19 protein-coding genes are annotated in these 15,233 nt (G+C 44.9%); 18 read left to right on the top strand and 1 reads right to left on the bottom strand.

Annotation, left to right across the window (positions count from 1 at the left end; genetic code table 11):
* Positions 1-52: 52 nt before the first annotated feature.
* From HFA01_RS15295 to HFA01_RS15220, 16 genes are all read left to right on the top strand, one after another.
* Positions 53-1,354 carry a pyrimidine-nucleoside phosphorylase gene (locus HFA01_RS15295; RefSeq protein WP_146817836.1) on the top strand — a complete coding sequence of 434 codons (1,302 nt, stop codon included), beginning with the start codon at positions 53-55 and terminating at the stop codon, positions 1,352-1,354.
* Positions 1,355-1,773: 419 nt separating this feature from the next.
* Complete coding sequence (locus HFA01_RS15290) at positions 1,774-2,160, top strand: HIT family protein (RefSeq protein ID WP_146817833.1); 387 nt, start codon at positions 1,774-1,776, stop codon at positions 2,158-2,160.
* Between the two features lie 568 nt (positions 2,161-2,728).
* Positions 2,729-3,904 (top strand): D-alanyl-D-alanine carboxypeptidase family protein, encoded by a 1,176-nt coding sequence (locus HFA01_RS15285; protein WP_146817830.1) that lies wholly within the window; start codon positions 2,729-2,731, stop codon positions 3,902-3,904.
* A 94-nt stretch (positions 3,905-3,998) separates the two neighbouring features.
* Positions 3,999-4,364, top strand: coding sequence for an anti-sigma F factor antagonist (gene spoIIAA / locus HFA01_RS15280; RefSeq protein ID WP_089654062.1), 366 nt, complete (start codon positions 3,999-4,001; stop codon positions 4,362-4,364).
* The gene (gene spoIIAB / locus HFA01_RS15275; protein WP_146817827.1) at positions 4,349-4,789 is read left to right on the top strand and encodes an anti-sigma F factor; all 441 of its coding nucleotides are present in this window, start codon (positions 4,349-4,351) and stop codon (positions 4,787-4,789) included. The genes spoIIAA and spoIIAB overlap by 16 nt, the downstream gene beginning before the upstream one ends.
* 10 nt (positions 4,790-4,799) lie before the next feature.
* On the top strand, positions 4,800-5,546 hold the full coding sequence (gene sigF / locus HFA01_RS15270) for an RNA polymerase sporulation sigma factor SigF (RefSeq protein WP_146817825.1): 747 nt from the start codon (positions 4,800-4,802) through the stop codon (positions 5,544-5,546).
* Positions 5,547-5,693: 147 nt separating this feature from the next.
* Positions 5,694-6,311 carry a stage V sporulation protein AA gene (locus HFA01_RS15265; protein WP_246139346.1) on the top strand — a complete coding sequence of 206 codons (618 nt, stop codon included), beginning with the start codon at positions 5,694-5,696 and terminating at the stop codon, positions 6,309-6,311.
* Positions 6,298-6,708: a stage V sporulation protein AB gene (locus tag HFA01_RS15260; protein WP_146817819.1), complete on the top strand. Its 411-nt coding sequence runs from the start codon at positions 6,298-6,300 to the stop codon at positions 6,706-6,708. Before HFA01_RS15265 ends, HFA01_RS15260 begins: the two co-directional genes overlap by 14 nt.
* A gap of 41 nt (positions 6,709-6,749) precedes the next feature.
* Positions 6,750-7,193 carry a stage V sporulation protein AC gene (spoVAC, locus tag HFA01_RS15255; protein WP_242517721.1) on the top strand — a complete coding sequence of 148 codons (444 nt, stop codon included), beginning with the start codon at positions 6,750-6,752 and terminating at the stop codon, positions 7,191-7,193.
* An 11-nt stretch (positions 7,194-7,204) separates the two neighbouring features.
* A complete protein-coding gene (gene spoVAD / locus HFA01_RS15250) occupies positions 7,205-8,221 on the top strand; it encodes a stage V sporulation protein AD (protein WP_146817813.1) in 1,017 nt (338 codons plus the stop codon).
* On the top strand, positions 8,218-8,568 hold the full coding sequence (gene spoVAE / locus HFA01_RS15245) for a stage V sporulation protein AE (RefSeq protein WP_146817811.1): 351 nt from the start codon (positions 8,218-8,220) through the stop codon (positions 8,566-8,568). Before spoVAD ends, spoVAE begins: the two co-directional genes overlap by 4 nt.
* Before the next feature lie 24 nt (positions 8,569-8,592).
* Entirely contained in the window at positions 8,593-10,062 is a 1,470-nt protein-coding gene (locus tag HFA01_RS15240) for a spore germination protein (RefSeq protein WP_146817809.1), read from the top strand.
* 114 nt (positions 10,063-10,176) lie between these two features.
* The gene (lysA, locus tag HFA01_RS15235) at positions 10,177-11,472 is read left to right on the top strand and encodes a diaminopimelate decarboxylase (protein ID WP_146817807.1); all 1,296 of its coding nucleotides are present in this window, start codon (positions 10,177-10,179) and stop codon (positions 11,470-11,472) included.
* A gap of 14 nt (positions 11,473-11,486) precedes the next feature.
* Positions 11,487-11,921, top strand: a complete 435-nt coding sequence (locus HFA01_RS15230; RefSeq protein ID WP_146817804.1) for a peptidylprolyl isomerase — start codon at positions 11,487-11,489, stop codon at positions 11,919-11,921.
* Between the two features lie 18 nt (positions 11,922-11,939).
* Positions 11,940-12,404: a site-2 protease family protein gene (locus HFA01_RS19110; RefSeq protein WP_146817802.1), complete on the top strand. Its 465-nt coding sequence runs from the start codon at positions 11,940-11,942 to the stop codon at positions 12,402-12,404.
* Between the two features lie 267 nt (positions 12,405-12,671).
* A complete protein-coding gene (locus HFA01_RS15220; protein WP_146817799.1) occupies positions 12,672-13,037 on the top strand; it encodes a GNAT family N-acetyltransferase in 366 nt (121 codons plus the stop codon).
* A 46-nt stretch (positions 13,038-13,083) separates the two neighbouring features.
* Here HFA01_RS15220 and HFA01_RS15215 read toward each other — a convergent pair whose 3' ends face one another.
* Positions 13,084-13,551, bottom strand: a complete 468-nt coding sequence (locus HFA01_RS15215) for a DUF309 domain-containing protein (protein ID WP_146817796.1) — start codon at positions 13,549-13,551, stop codon at positions 13,084-13,086.
* A 199-nt stretch (positions 13,552-13,750) separates the two neighbouring features.
* Between HFA01_RS15215 and HFA01_RS15210 the strand changes: the two genes are divergently transcribed.
* Entirely contained in the window at positions 13,751-14,506 is a 756-nt protein-coding gene (locus tag HFA01_RS15210; RefSeq protein ID WP_146817794.1) for a segregation/condensation protein A, read from the top strand.
* On the top strand, positions 14,497-15,090 hold the full coding sequence (scpB, locus tag HFA01_RS15205; RefSeq protein ID WP_146817790.1) for an SMC-Scp complex subunit ScpB: 594 nt from the start codon (positions 14,497-14,499) through the stop codon (positions 15,088-15,090). Before HFA01_RS15210 ends, scpB begins: the two co-directional genes overlap by 10 nt.
* Positions 15,091-15,233 lie beyond the last annotated feature (143 nt).

Raw genomic sequence — 15,233 nt, 5'->3', positions numbered from 1 at the left:
GCGTCCCTAAGAGACGCTTTCTCACTTAAATTTTAAGTAAAGGGTGATCGAGATGAGAATGTACGACATTATTGTAAAAAAACGTGATGGCGGGGAATTGACAAAAGAAGAGATTGAATTCTTCGTTGAAGGTTATACCAAAGGTGAAATCCCTGATTATCAAGCTTCAGCCTTCACAATGGCGATTTACTTCCAAGGCATGACCGCCGAAGAAACAGCCACATTGACGCAAGCGATGGTAGACTCTGGAGAAACCATTGACCTTTCTGCGATTGAAGGTAAAAAAGTGGATAAGCACTCTACAGGTGGTGTAGGTGATAAAGTAACATTCATCGTAGGACCATTAGTCGCTTCTGTCGGCATCCCCGTTGCAAAAATGTCCGGGCGTGGACTTGGACATACAGGTGGAACGCTTGATAAATTAGAGTCCATCAAAGGCCTTGAAATCGAAATGACGAAAGAAAAATTCATCGAGAATGTGAATACCCACAAGCTTGCGGTTGCAGGTCAAACCGGAAACCTTGCCCCTGCAGACAAAAAGCTTTATGCACTGAGAGACGTGACAGGTACCGTAAACTCCTTGCCATTGATCGCTGGTTCCATCATGAGTAAAAAAATCGCATCAGGAGCAGACAGCATCGTGCTAGATGTGAAAACAGGTTCTGGAGCCTTTATGAAAACGCTTAAAGACTCTGAAGCCCTTGCTCGTGAGATGGTGAATATCGGAAATAACCTCGGACGTAACACGGTAGCTGTCATTAGTGATATGAATCAGCCTCTAGGGTATGAAGTAGGAAATGCGAACGAAATCAAAGAAGCAGCAGAAATTCTACAAGGGAAGAATGTAGAAGACTTGCGTTTGCTTTCCCTTGAAATCGCTTCCCATATGGCTGTGCTTGCTGAGAAATTCTCTACTTACGAAGAAGCTTACAAAGCAATCGAAGCCAATATCGAGAACGGGAAAGCCTTCCAGTCCCTGCGCACATTGATTGAAGCCCAAGGTGGAGACGTTTCTATGATTGATGATCTTGATCGTCTACCTAGAGCGGCTCATGAAATCGAAGTCACGGCAGATCAGGATGGCTACGTATCTGCTATTGATGCAGAATCGATCGGTATAGCTGCTATGTATCTCGGAGCCGGCCGTGCAACGAAAGAAGATGAAATCAATCACGGCGTCGGAATCAGCCTTAAGAAGAAAATCGGCGATCCAGTCAAAGCCGGCGAAGCGCTTGTCGTCTTGATCAGTGATGATGAGCAGCCGGATGATTCTATCCAGAAAGTGAAGGAAGCCTACACGATTTCTGGTGAAAAAGTCGAAAAACCGACACTGATCCATAACATCATAAAATAAGAATTTTCATTGAGAAAAGAAGCGAACCGTCTACAGTAGTGGGCTGGTTCGCTTTTTTGTCTAACCAGGCATGGGTTTTATAATGAGAGGAGTAAGAGGATGCCAAGGGGGGAATGGACATTCATATGCCGGGCGGTTCATGATATTATTCTTATAGAAGGGGGGAAACATGAATCGGTTTTTGGAGATGCTTGTTGCGATAGCCGCTCTTATCCTTGCTTTTTCCAATTGGTTTTTATCATTAAATGTAAGCTTTGATCTCGTAGCACTTGTGTTGGCTCTTTTTATATTTTTTCACGGGAATTCACTATTTAAGAGACGATCACGTCATCAGAGGAACGATCTTTCTTGTTGTTTCCTCTATGATGGCTTTTACTTCATTGAAAGTTTCATACCCATTACATAGGGAGGGGAACCACATGGATCAATGCATATTATGCTCACCAGAAGCGGATGAACAGCAGAAAATCATATTTGAGAACAATTCCTGCTACTTCGTTCAAAAAGACCAGCGTATTTTAAAAGGATCAGGGTTGATTGTCCCCAAATCACATAAAACAACGGTGTTCGACCTTTCGAAAGAAGAGTGGATGGATACCCAAGAGATGATCCAACAGGTCAAAGAATGGCTGGATGACACGCTTCAACCAGACGGCTACAACATTGGTTACAATTGTTACGAAACCGGCGGGCAGCATATTTTCCACGCTCACATGCACATCATCCCCCGTTTCCAAGACGAACCCCACGCAGGTAAAGGCATCCGCCACTGGCTCAAACAAGAAGAAAACAAACGCCACATCTAAAACACGACTATTTAGGTCGTGTTTTTTTGTTGCTCTCCTGTCCTGTTTTTTTCCAATAACGCTACCGCTTGTATATGACTCAGTATTGAGACATTTGTTTGAGTGGGTGGGGGCTGCGAGGAAAAAGAAAGCCTTGTCTAGTTAAATAATGAATGACACTTTCTGGCCATGGATACGGGGGCAGGGGAACGACGATTTGCAGTGTTTTGGATCAGTCAGTAGAAAAACACACTCGTTCGTGTCTCCATTCCCTTTTCATGCGGACGTTTCCCAGACCCTGCTTCTTCGCTTTATTCTCGCAGGAACTTTGGTTAAAACGACTTTAAAATGGAGTGGGTGAGCAGCTCTTCATTAGAACTCGCCAGGTTAATGCTAGAGCGATTTCGAGAACCTCGTGTGGTAAAGGGGCGGAGCGAACCTTTTCCCGGAGCCCCTAAATTCCCGCGAAGTCTCGAAAACGAGTCTTACACAAACCTGCCATATTGTTGAATACCTAGTGGTGCATTATGTATAGAAGATGATGGTAAGGGAATGCTAGGGTCACTTAAAGCAATGGGAGGTTTTGGTTATGAAAAAAATGATGGGTGTGTGTCTCGCTCTTTGTTTAGTTGTCTCACTTTTTCCGGTAAACATGACTTTTGCAGAAGAAAGGGAGTCAACAGAGATCGTCAATTCGGCGAAGTCCGCGATATTGATGGAAAAGAACAGCGGGATGACGCTTTATGATAAGGATTCAAATAAAAAGCTGCCCCCTGCGAGTATGACGAAGGTCATGACGCTGTTGTTAATCATGGAAGAACTCGATAAAGGCGGCATTAAACTAGATGAAACGGTCCGCATCAGTGAACATGCGGCGTCCATGGGAGGTTCTCAAATCTTCCTTGAGGCCGGTGAAGAGATGACGGTCGAAGATTTACTGAAAGGGATTGCGGTAGCTTCGGGCAATGATGCGAGTGTCGCTATGGCTGAACGAATCGCTGGGAGTGAAAAAGAGTTTGTCGCTCAGATGAACCAAAAGGCGAAAGACTTGGGTTTGAAAAATACACAATTCCAAAACCCGACCGGTCTTCCGGCTGAAGATCATTATAGTACGGCTCATGACATGGCTGTAATGGCAAGAGAATTATTGCTTCATGATGAAGTGACGAACTATACGAAGATTTACGACGATTATTTACGTAAGGGACAGGAAAATGAATTTTGGCTAGTCAACACAAACAAGCTGATCAAAAACTATCCCGGAATGGACGGATTGAAAACGGGTTATACGAACGAAGCAAAATATTGCCTTACCGCTTCAGCCAAGCGTGATGATATGCATATGATTGCCGTAGTCATGGGTGCAGAAAATCCGAAAATGAGGAATTCAGATGTGACGAGTTTACTGGATTACGGGTTCAGTCAATATGAAGGGGTCAAACTTTATTCGAAGGACGACACGATGAAAACAATGAAAATCACAAGAGGGAAGCCTCTGGAGTTGAACCTTTCTCCAGAAAAAGATGTCGTTGTTTTGAAGAAGAAAAATGACAAAAAGAGCAAATATGAGACAGAACTGAAAGTAGCGGAAAAGTCAGACCTTCCATTGGAAAAAGGCGCGCATATGGGATGGGTGATCGTGAAGAATGGAGATCAGGAAGTCGCTAAAGTCCGTTTGGAAACATCTGAAACCGTGGAGAAAGCGGGATTCCCTGCTCTATGGCAGCGGTCTTGGAAGAATTTGACGAGCTTTCAGAGGTTTTAGCATTTTCTCACTAGTTATGTTTTTGAGCAGGAAATGACAGCGAAAAGTACGAAAAGACATAGTGACTCTTATAAAGTCAGAGGAGGTAATTCACTTGAGTCTTCAAGTTAATTTTGCTGTCAGAGAGAATGTTTTGCTCGTCCGATTAAATGGGGAGCTGGATCACCATGAAGCTACAACGCTTCGGGAAGCTTGGCAGAAGGAGCTCGCGAACAACGGTGTCGAACATGTGATTGTCAATTTACAAAAATTGTCCTTCATGGATAGTTCAGGCCTTGGTGTGATGCTCGGTCGTTATAAAGAGGTACAAGCAAAAGGGAATGAAATGGTGCTTTGTTCGATTTCGCCTGAGGTTCGGAGATTGTTTGATATGTCGGGAATGTTCAAAATCATGAAGCTCGTGGATGATGAGGCATCCGCGCTTGAGATGTTGGGGGTGGCATCATGCGAAATGAAATGACGCTGGAATTTACGAGTGTGAGTGAAAATGAATCGCTGGCCCGTGTATCTGTTGCTGCTTTTGTAAGCCAAATCAATCCAACGATGGAGGAGTTGACGGATATTAAGACCGTCGTCTCTGAAGCCGTTACAAATGCCATCATTCATGGCTATGAAGAGAAAAGCGATGAGAAAGTCATGCTTACTTGTGCCATTGATGACGGTGAAATCGAACTGATCATCCAGGATCGCGGTCAGGGGATTGAGAATATCGAGATTGCCAAAGAACCGCTCTACACGTCGAAACCGGAATGGGAACGCTCGGGAATGGGTTTTACCATCATGGAAAATTTCATGGATCGCGTAGACATTACTTCAGAGCCCGGGGTCGGAACGACGATCCGAATGACGAAGCAGTTAACGTCAACCCGCGCTTTGTGCAATTGAGGCGGCGCCTATGAGCGATACGACAAAAGAACGTCTGTCCGACAAAGATGTCAAAGAACTGATCAAAAAGAGTCAGGCGGGCGATCAAGAGGCGAGGGACTTTTTAGTAGAAAAGAATACCCGTCTCGTATGGTCGGTCGTCCAGCGATATCTCAGACGTGGATACGATCAGGATGATCTGTATCAAATCGGCTGTATCGGCCTGCTTAAATCGATCGATAAATTTGATTTGAGTTATGATGTACGCTTTTCTACGTATGCCGTCCCTATGATCATTGGTGAGATCCAGCGTTTCATTCGTGATGATGGCAGTGTCAAAGTAAGCCGCAGTCTAAAAGAACTGAATCATAAGGTCCGGGCCAAGAAAGAAGAGCTGTTAAAGGAATATGGACGCTCGCCGACAGTTAATGAGCTGGCCGATGCGCTCGGGCTGACGAGGGAAGAAATCGTCCAGGCGGAGGAAGTTGGACGAACGCCTCAGTCCATCTACGAAACGGTATATGAAAATGAAGGAGATCCGATCACCCTCGTCGACCAGATTGCCGAAGAAGAAAGCAACTGGTTCGATCACCTGACCCTCCAGGATGTCATGAGCAAACTGGACAAAAGGGAGCGGCTGATCATTTACCTGCGTTATTACAAGGATCAAACGCAAACGGAAGTGGCCGAGCGTTTAGGCATTTCCCAAGTTCAAGTATCACGGTTGGAAAAGAAGATTCTCGCCGACATGAAGGAAACAATGAACGATACAAGCTGAGAGCTGTACCTAAAAGGGTACAGCTTTTTTTATTTTTCAAAAAGCCAATACGATCATTAGCATTCACTCTCAAGGACTCTTCGTATGATTTTTCTTTTCTCACACATAATAAGTCTAAGAAAAATTCACGCAGGGGAGGCGGTAGGATTGGCGACTCCTGTCTATATACGTACAAAACAATCGATCTATGTTCCGCCCTTGGCGAAGATCCGGCTACAGGATGTGGCGCGTGTGACGGGGCAGAAGCGGCATAAACCTGTTTTGGAACAGATGGTCCTGCATCAAGTGACGGAAGAGGATCAAAACATTGTCGTCATCGACTCTTTCATGATCATTGAGCAAGTCATCGAGAAATTTCCGGAACTTGAGATCGAGCTGATCGGTCCGAATCAATGTGTGGTTCACGTAGAGAAACACCAGAAACAGCCATCACCTTTACTGATCAGTGGGATATGGGTCCTTCTTTTTATCGGAGCGGCGATGGCCATCATGAACTTCCATTATGATGTGAGCATGCAGGCCGTTCAACAGAAATTACACTTTATGTTGACCGGGGAGGAAGTGGAACACCCGTTATGGATTCAGGTCCCGTACTCCATTGGTCTTGGCATTGGAATGATTTTATTTTTTAACCACTGGTTCCAGAAGCGTTTCAATGAAGAGCCGAGCCCGATGGAGGTTGAGATTTTCAACTATCAGGAAGACCTCGATCATTACGTGGCCATAAAAGAGAATAAGGTGGAAAAACAGGATGTGGATCGTTGAAGTACTCATTGGACTTGCTGCAGGCATTGCCGTCGGAACCGGCTTCGTCGCTTTTTTGACAGTCCTTGGCATCGTTCCCAGGCTCATGCAATTGAGTCACTCGGAATCGAAACTCCGCAGTTATGAAATGGCTGTGATACTTGGTGTTTTCGCAGGGATTTACCTCTCTTTTGGCGATGGACCTGTGAAAATGACTGTGATCGGACTTGTCATCTGGGGGCTGTTCCATGGAATTTTTGTCGGGATGCTGGCCGCTGCTCTGACAGAAGTCCTCAATGTCTTTCCTCTTTTGTTCAAAAGAATCGGAGTGGATGGGTTCCTATTCACTCTTTTAATGGCCCTTGTTCTTGGGAAAATCGCGGGTTCTTTATTTCAATGGATTATTTTTGTCAGGTAAACGATTTGTGATGAGGAGGAAGCAGTGTGGATAAACAACCGCTGAATGAGAAGAATTTTGATAAGGCGAGAAAATCATACCAGCCGAAACCGCCTTATGTAATGAATTGTATCAAAGCTTTTATTGTAGGTGGATTGATATGCGTGTTTGGTGAACTCCTTACTCAAATGTATATCCACTGGTTCGATTATAGTGAAAAAAATGCCATCAACCCGACGGTAGCAACTCTGATTCTTTTGTCTGCTCTCGCTACAGGTTTTGGTGTGTACGATAAGCTCGGACAGTTTGCTGGTGCTGGTTCAGCGGTTCCTGTCACTGGATTCGCGAACTCGATTACCTCAGCAGCGCTGGAGCACAAATCCGAAGGACTTGTGCTCGGGGTTGCCACCAACTTATTCAAATTAGCAGGCTCCGTCATTGTATTCGGTGTCGTTGCCGCTTATGTACTAGGAATCATTCGATACGTGTGGTCGCTTATTTTTTAGGAGGAAAAGCTATGGCAAAAACGGGAACACAATCATGGACATTTACAGAACCTGTGTACTTACAATCCACGGGCACAGCTGTCGGACCGATGGAAGGAGAAGGTCCACTGAAAGAGACGTTTGACGTCATTCATGAAGAACTACATTGCGGTGAATCCAACTGGGAGCTTGCCGAACGCAAATTGATGACCGATGCGGTGAACACGTGCTTGCAAAAAGCAGGGGTGGATCAGTCCAACATTGATTTATTTTTAGCGGGAGATCTGTTGAACCAAAACGTTACAGGGAACTATGTGGCTAGACACTTAGGCATTCCCGTCCTCGGCATGTTCGGGGCATGTTCGACGAGTATGGAGACCCTTGCGACAGGAGCTGCACTTGTCTCATCAGGATATGCTAAACAAGCATTAGTAGCCGTGAGTTCTCACAACTGTACAGCTGAGCGTCAGTTCCGTTATCCAACGGAATATGGAGGACAAAAGCCAAAAACCGCTACGTACACGGTGACAGGAAGCGGGGCCGCTCTTCTTTCGAAAACCCCATCACAGATCAAGGTAGAAGCTGCAACGATCGGAAAAGTTATGGATTACAGAGTCAAAGATCCGTTTGATATGGGCTCAGCAATGGCACCTGCTGCCTGGGATACGATTAAAACGCATCTGCAGGACATGGGGCGGGTTCCCGGGGATTATGATGTCATTGCTACGGGCGACTTGTCTGCTGTCGGGACCCCTATATTAAAGGACCTGATGAAACAGGACGGTTTTGATATCAGTGATGTTCACAAAGATTGTGGGCTGCTGGTCTATCACAGCGATCAACCAGTGTTTGCCGGAGGAAGCGGATGTGCGTGCTCAGCTGTTGTTACCTATGGGAAAATTGTACAGGATCTGATTAGTGGAAAATACAACCGGGTGTTAATTGTAGCAACAGGTGCACTCATGAGTCCGATGATGCTTCAACAGAAGGAATCGATTCCGGGAATCGCTCATGCTGTCGTCCTCACGAGAGGGGAGGGGGGATCATGACGTTTTTATGGGCGTTCCTCGTCGGGGGTGGCATCTGCGTAATCGGACAGATTTTATTGGATGTATTCAAATTGACTCCTGCCCATGTAATGTCTTCCTTTGTTGTCGCTGGGGCAGTTCTGGATGCGTTTGATCTTTATGATAATCTTATTGAATTTGCTGGTGCAGGAGCGACTGTGCCGATCACAAGCTTCGGGCATTCTCTTTTGCATGGAGCCATGGAACAGGCAGATGAACATGGGTTTATCGGAGTTGCCGTCGGAATCTTTGAATTGACATCTGCTGGTATTGCATCCGCGATATTGTTTGGATTTATCGTTGCTGTCATTTTCAAGCCGAAAGGATAAATGAATTGCAAGGAGTGGAGGTTTATGCCTGAGAAGAAAAAAGAAACGCCCATCGTCATGAAGCTCGATCAAAATCGAAAGACGATGAATGAACGAATCGGCGTAGACCAGTCTTTTGATGCCGGTTTCCGCACATTGACCCTGCTCGGTGTGGAAGTGAACTTTTATTATGTCACAGGGTTAGTCGAGACTCCAATTGTTGTTGAAGTGATGCGTCAATTGATGGAAATGAATGATACAGAAGACCATGTCGATTCTGTATTCAAATCCATAAAAGATGAAATTCCTCATCAGCAAGTAGAAACGACTACCGACATCGACAAGTGTATCACGCAGATGCTTTCCGGTCTCATGGTCATTTTCGTTGATGGAGAAACAGAGGCGTTCATCGTCGATGTGCGGACCTATCCGGGAAGGACGCCAGAGGAACCGGATACGGAGAAGGTCATCCGTGGTTCGAGGGACGGATTTACAGAGAATATCATAGAGAATACAGCACTTACACGACGCCGTATTAGAGATGAACGTTTGAGAAATGAAATCATGCAGGTCGGAAATCGTTCAAAAACAGATGTCTGTATCACATACATCAAAGACGTAGCCGATCCAGGTCTCGTGCAGTTATTAAAGGATGAAATTCAAAAAATTGATATCGACGGCTTGTCGATGGCTGACAAAAGTCTTGAAGAATACATTGTCAATCAGGGAAGAAACCCATTTCCGCTCGTTAGATACACAGAACGTCCGGATGTCGTCGCTTCCCATTTGTTTGAAGGTCATGTGGTCATCATGACAGACACTTCACCAAGTACGATCATTACTCCGACCACGTATTTCCACCATGTGCAGCACGCGGAGGAATTCCGTCAGTCCCCTCCTGTCGGGACTTTTGTACGATGGGTGCGTTTCTTTGGGATTTTTGCATCTGTTTTTCTTCTGCCGTTATGGATGTTGTTCGTCATGCAGCCGGATCTGCTCCCAGAACCGCTGGCCTTTATAGGTCCCAATGAAGAAAGCAGCATTCCCATCATCTATCAAATATTGATTGCTGATTTGGGCTTGGAGATGCTCAGGATTGCCGCCATCCATACACCGACACCTTTATCGACGGCGATGGGACTTATTGCCGCTGTTCTTATAGGGCAAATAGCCATAGATGTAGGGATGTTTGTACCTGAGGTCATCCTTTATGTAGCTGTAGCAGCCATTGGGTCCTACTCAACGCCGAGTTATGAGTTGTCTGTTGCCAATAAAATGGCTCGAATCCTGTTCGTGATCTTGGTCGCTTTATTCGGAATCAAGGGTTTTATGTGCGGGTTTTTAGCTTATATTCTGCTACTGGCGAATACGAAGTCGCTAAACACTCCTTATTTGTGGCCATTTTTACCGTTTAACGGAAAAGCGGCGGTCCAAATCATCCTCCGCCTCAGCATGCCATCATTAAAAGTGAGGCCGAGCGTGGTTCACCCTCAGAACAATCATCGTCAAAAATAATCGTATTGCCCGTTCTTTAGCAATGTGATAAATTAAAATAAATCTTGATGTCCTTTGTTTTCAAGGGGCATTTTCTTTTTATCATTTCTCCGTAAGTAGAAAAGGTGGGTTACGATGAATCATGATGTCAATGAAAAAGGGCAATTGTTGATCGGGCAAGTCCCTGCTGCAGACCTTGCTGAACAATATGGCACCCCTCTTTATGTATATGATGTAGGTGAAATTAGAAAAAAGGCACGGGCCTTCGTACAGACGTTTAAAGAAAATCAGGTAGCGGCTCAAGTCGCCTATGCGAGTAAAGCTTTTTCTTCTGTCGCTATGCTCCAGGTTGCGAACCAGGAAGGACTCAGTTTGGACGTCGTTTCTGAAGGAGAACTACATACGGCCCTGGAAGCAGGCTTCCCAGTAGAGAAGATCCACATGCACGGGAACAATAAAAGTATCCGCGAATTGGAGATGGCGGTAGAACATGGAATCGGATGTATCGTCGTCGATAATTTTTATGAAATCGAACTCCTTCATTCCATCCTCAAAGAACAGAAGAAAAAGATGGATGTCTTATTGCGCGTGACACCGGGGATTGAAGCCCATACCCATGATTATATTTTGACAGGGCAGGAAGACTCAAAGTTCGGCTTCGATTTGAGCAGTGGCCAGGCGGAGGAGGCATTCATGAAAGTGAAAGAGAATGCCAATATCCGTTTAGCCGGACTTCACTGCCACATCGGTTCACAAATCTTCGAGACAAGTGGTTTCGAAATGGCAACTAGAAAACTTTTCACTACTTTGAAAGAATGGCGTGACCGCTACGGATATGAAGCGACTGTACTGAATTTAGGTGGCGGCTTCGGTATTCAATATACGAAAGAGGACGAACCGCTTGATCTGGACCAATATGCCCACGCCCTCATCCGTGAGGTGAAAAACCTCTCTTCCCAGTACGATTATCCTATGCCGGAAATATGGATCGAGCCGGGACGTGCCATTGTCGGGGAAGCAGGTACAACGATCTATACCGTCGGTTCTACCAAAGAAGTCCCTGATGTGAGGACTTATGTATCGGTCGACGGTGGGATGACAGATAATATTCGCCCAGCCCTTTACCAGGCGAAATATGAAGCGGCGCTTGTAGAAAAAATGGATCAAGAACCGGAAAAAGAGTATTCCATAGCTGGAAAGTGCTGTGAATCTGGAGATATGCTAATATGGGATGTGGCGCTTCCACCGGTTGAACATGGAGATAGACTTGCAGTTTTCAGCACGGGAGCGTATGGTTATGCTATGGCTAACAATTATAACCGCTTTCAAAAAGCGGCCGTCGTGTTTGTCGAAGACGGAAAGCATCAGCTTGTCGTCAGAAGAGAGAGCTATCAAGAGATGACACGACTCGATTTAAGTTATGAAAAATGAGAGGGGTATGAGAAATGAAACAAGCAACGATTGAATTTGAAAACGGAGAAAAAATGCAGATTGAACTTTATGAGGAAGCAGCACCGAACACGGTAGCGAATTTTGAGAAGCTTGCCAATGATGAATTTTACGATGGATTGACATTCCACCGTGTCATTCCTGACTTCGTCATACAGGGTGGGTGCCCGAATGGGTCAGGAACAGGTGGCCCTGGTTATACGATCAAATGTGAAACTGAAGGCAACCCTCACAAACATGAGCGAGGATCCCTATCCATGGCGCATGCTGGAAAAGATACAGGAGGAAGCCAATTCTTCGTCTGTCACTCTCCTCAGCCACATCTAGACGGCCGTCATACCGTTTTCGGTAAAGTGGTCGAAGGCGTGGACACAGTCGATCGTGTTCGTGTCGGAGATGTGATGCAGAAGGTTCGTGTCGAGGACAAATAATCATCGAATGAGCCCTTCATGATTGTTACACTATTCTTATTGATTTTTATGGTGGCACCTTTAAGCCTGTTTATCCATGAGCTTGGTCACCTTTTCCCCGGCCTGTACTTTCGGGCAGACCAGAGTGTCCTTCACCTTGGCCGGGGAAAAGTGATTGGGCAATGGAAAAGAAGCAGGATAAAGGTGTACATTCACCTTTTTTTCTTCCAGGGAGCTTACTCGATGAATGAACGGAAGCCTCCGTTCAAGGATTCCGAAAAAGCTTGGATCAGCATAGGTGGTCCATTATTTAATGCTATAACGGCTTTCGTATTGTTTTTATGGTTTAAGGAACAGGGTGGCGGTCTGCTCCGTATCTCTTTCCTTTTCAATACTTATCTTGCTCTGATGAATCTTATTCCATTTTCTGTAAAAGGGAAGGCTTCTGACGGGTATCGGCTCTGGTCGATTGTGAAACGCCGGTTTTTGAACAGGCTTGAATAATTATGGGCTATGCTATATTCTATGTACCGGGGCAAATCACGAAAAACCGGGGGAAGCGTATAATGAAAATGAAAAATTGGATGCTGTTTACGTTTCTATCGTTGTTCAGCATCGGCTGGGGTTTATACTACTGGTTCGTCATCGTCATGTAAGCTTGACATACAGGAAGAATTAGACAATGATTGAAAGTAACCAATTTCTTAATTCGATCCGTAGGTCGATCATCTGGAACTCTAGGAAAGTTATTTTCATAATTGAGGGGTTAATATGTTAATTCGATATAAAAAATCATTTGAAAAGATTGCGATGGGTTTGCTTTCTTTCATGCCTGAAGTTTCAGATGTGAAGACACTTCAGGAAATTATAAAGGAATACGATTCCAATCCGGATTGGAATCTATTTTTGTGGAAAGAGGAAGATATCCTCGGTGCGGTCGGCGTGCGTTTAGAAGATGGCAAAGCTGTCATTCAGCACGTATCCGTCAACCCTTCCCATCGTAACACGGGGATTGGAAGACAGATGATCCACCGTGTCCGTGATCACTTCAAAAATGAGTGTGACGTTTGTGCTGATGTAGCTACAGAATCATTCATTGAGAAATGTGATGAAGAAAGTGCCTCGTCACAGCTATAAAGAACAAGGAGGTGTCGATTCACGACACCTCCTTTGTTTCGTTTCATTATTGATTTCTCATTTTATGCTTGTCCACAAGAAACTCATCGGTCATGTCACTTGGAGAGCCGTAGGCAACGCCCCATTGTTGGCATAAAAGTTGGACATCTTTTAGAAGCTTCATATCAATGATAGGCATATTCCAGCTGCGGTAGGGGACTTCTGCGTCCAGACGTACTTTGAATTCCTGCAACTGGTTTTCCAGGCGTTCCCCGTCGAGGCCGAGGAGTGGGAGTTCCTTTTCGTGCACTGGCTTCTTCCTTAAACACCGTTGCACCAGAGTCTTGGCACCTTTTTGGTTACCTCTGCGATCATGGTACATGGCTACGGAAATTTGGATGAGCCAAACCCAGATGGAAGATTGATTCCTTGGGTCTACTTCTTTCCAGTATTCTTCAAGGACTTCATGACACTCGAAATAATCTCTCGTACCGTGGAAATGTGCAAGGAATTCAATATAAGCTCTCGGATACATATCATTCATCCATTCCTTTGATCCAACCTTTGGAAGTTTGGTTGTTGATTTAACAGACATTTGTAAGTATATCTATAGTATAACTCAACGGAAGACGTAAGACGAAAGACTTGCTTAGCCTTGAAATACATACTGTCCCAGCAGGATATTTTTTGATACCATTAATAAAAAGAACCTTGGACCGTAAAGGAAGAATGATATGAAAAAAAGCTACCAAGTGAAAGTGGAAGGTTTTGAAGGACCTCTTGATCTTCTTTTACACCTGATCAATCGATACGAAATCGATATTTATAATATACCTGTTTCCAAAATTACCGATCAGTACATGAACTATATCCATACGATGCAGGAGCTTGAGTTGGATCTCGCAAGCGAATATCTCGTTATGGCTGCTACCTTACTGGCGATGAAAAGTCAGATGCTTCTTCCTAATCAGAACGTGGAAGATGAATTTGAAGAGGGGGAGCTTGAAGATGACCCTCGTGAAGATTTGATGCGGCGTTTGATCGAATACCGTAAATATAAACAGGCGGCAGAGGAATTGAAGGAAAAAGAACTGGATGCCAACCGCATCTATACCCGGCCTCCTTTAAATATGGAAGGCTGGGAAGAAGAAATGCCGGAAGTACGCCCTGGAGAAGCTTCTGTTTACGATATGATTCAAGCAATGGGTAATCTATTAAAGCGTGCCAAAACGGAAAAACCTCAGGAAGCGAAAGTTCGAAGAGATGAAATCCCTATCCAAATGAGAATGGAAGAAATTCTCGGGAAGATTGATGTTCAAGCAGGTGGCACTCCTTTTCATCAGTTATTTGAAAAACGAACACGACCGCATATCGTCGTTACCTTCATTGCTCTACTTGAATTGATGAAGAGCAACGATATCGTGTGTGTCCAACAACAACATTTTGATGAACTAATCGTATATAAGATGGAGGATGCACCATGGAGTTAGAAGACTACAAAGCGATCACGGAAGGTCTGCTTTTTGCGGCCGGAGAAGAAGGAATCACAAAAAAGAAATTGACCAACCTACTGGAATTGGATGCGAAGACGTTCAAATCCTTATTGGAAGAAATGATGAAAGACTATCAATCAAAGAACAGGGGTCTTACTATCATGGACTCACAAGGGACGTTGCATTTGACCACGAAGCCGGAGCATGCTTCGTACTACAAGCGTCTATTGGATTCACCAGGATCGACAAGACTTTCTCAAGCGGCTCTTGAAACGCTAGCCATCATTGCCTATCAACAACCGATTACAAGAATCGAAGTCGATGACTTGAGAGGAGTCAAAAGTGACCGGGCCATCCAAACATTGGTCAATCGCAGTTTGATCGAAGAAAAAGGCAGGAAAGATGCGATCGGGCGCCCCATTCTATATGGAACGACAAAAGATTTTCTAATCTATTTTGGATTGACGTCTATTGAAGAACTTCCGCCTCTTTCTGAACTCAAGCAGGGTGAAGGTGACGAAGAAGGCGAGGCCGACCTGTTCTTCGAAAAATTCAGCGAAGACCCCTTCGCCGACGACTAAAAAGCTGTTCCCCACCAGGAACAGCTTTTTTCTATATAATCTTCCTGTTTTTTGAGAATCGGTTTCGTGACTTTTGTTAAGTGTATGGGGGCTGCGGGGGATAGCTCGCTTTCCGCGGGAGCGCGATGAGCCTCCTCAGGCTC

This window comes from Halobacillus faecis (assembly GCF_007991335.1).
Classification (GTDB): Bacteria; Bacillota; Bacilli; order Bacillales; family Halobacillaceae; genus Halobacillus; species Halobacillus faecis.
The sequence above is the reverse complement of the archived record's forward strand: the minus strand, read 5'-3'. Positions and strand labels throughout refer to the sequence as shown.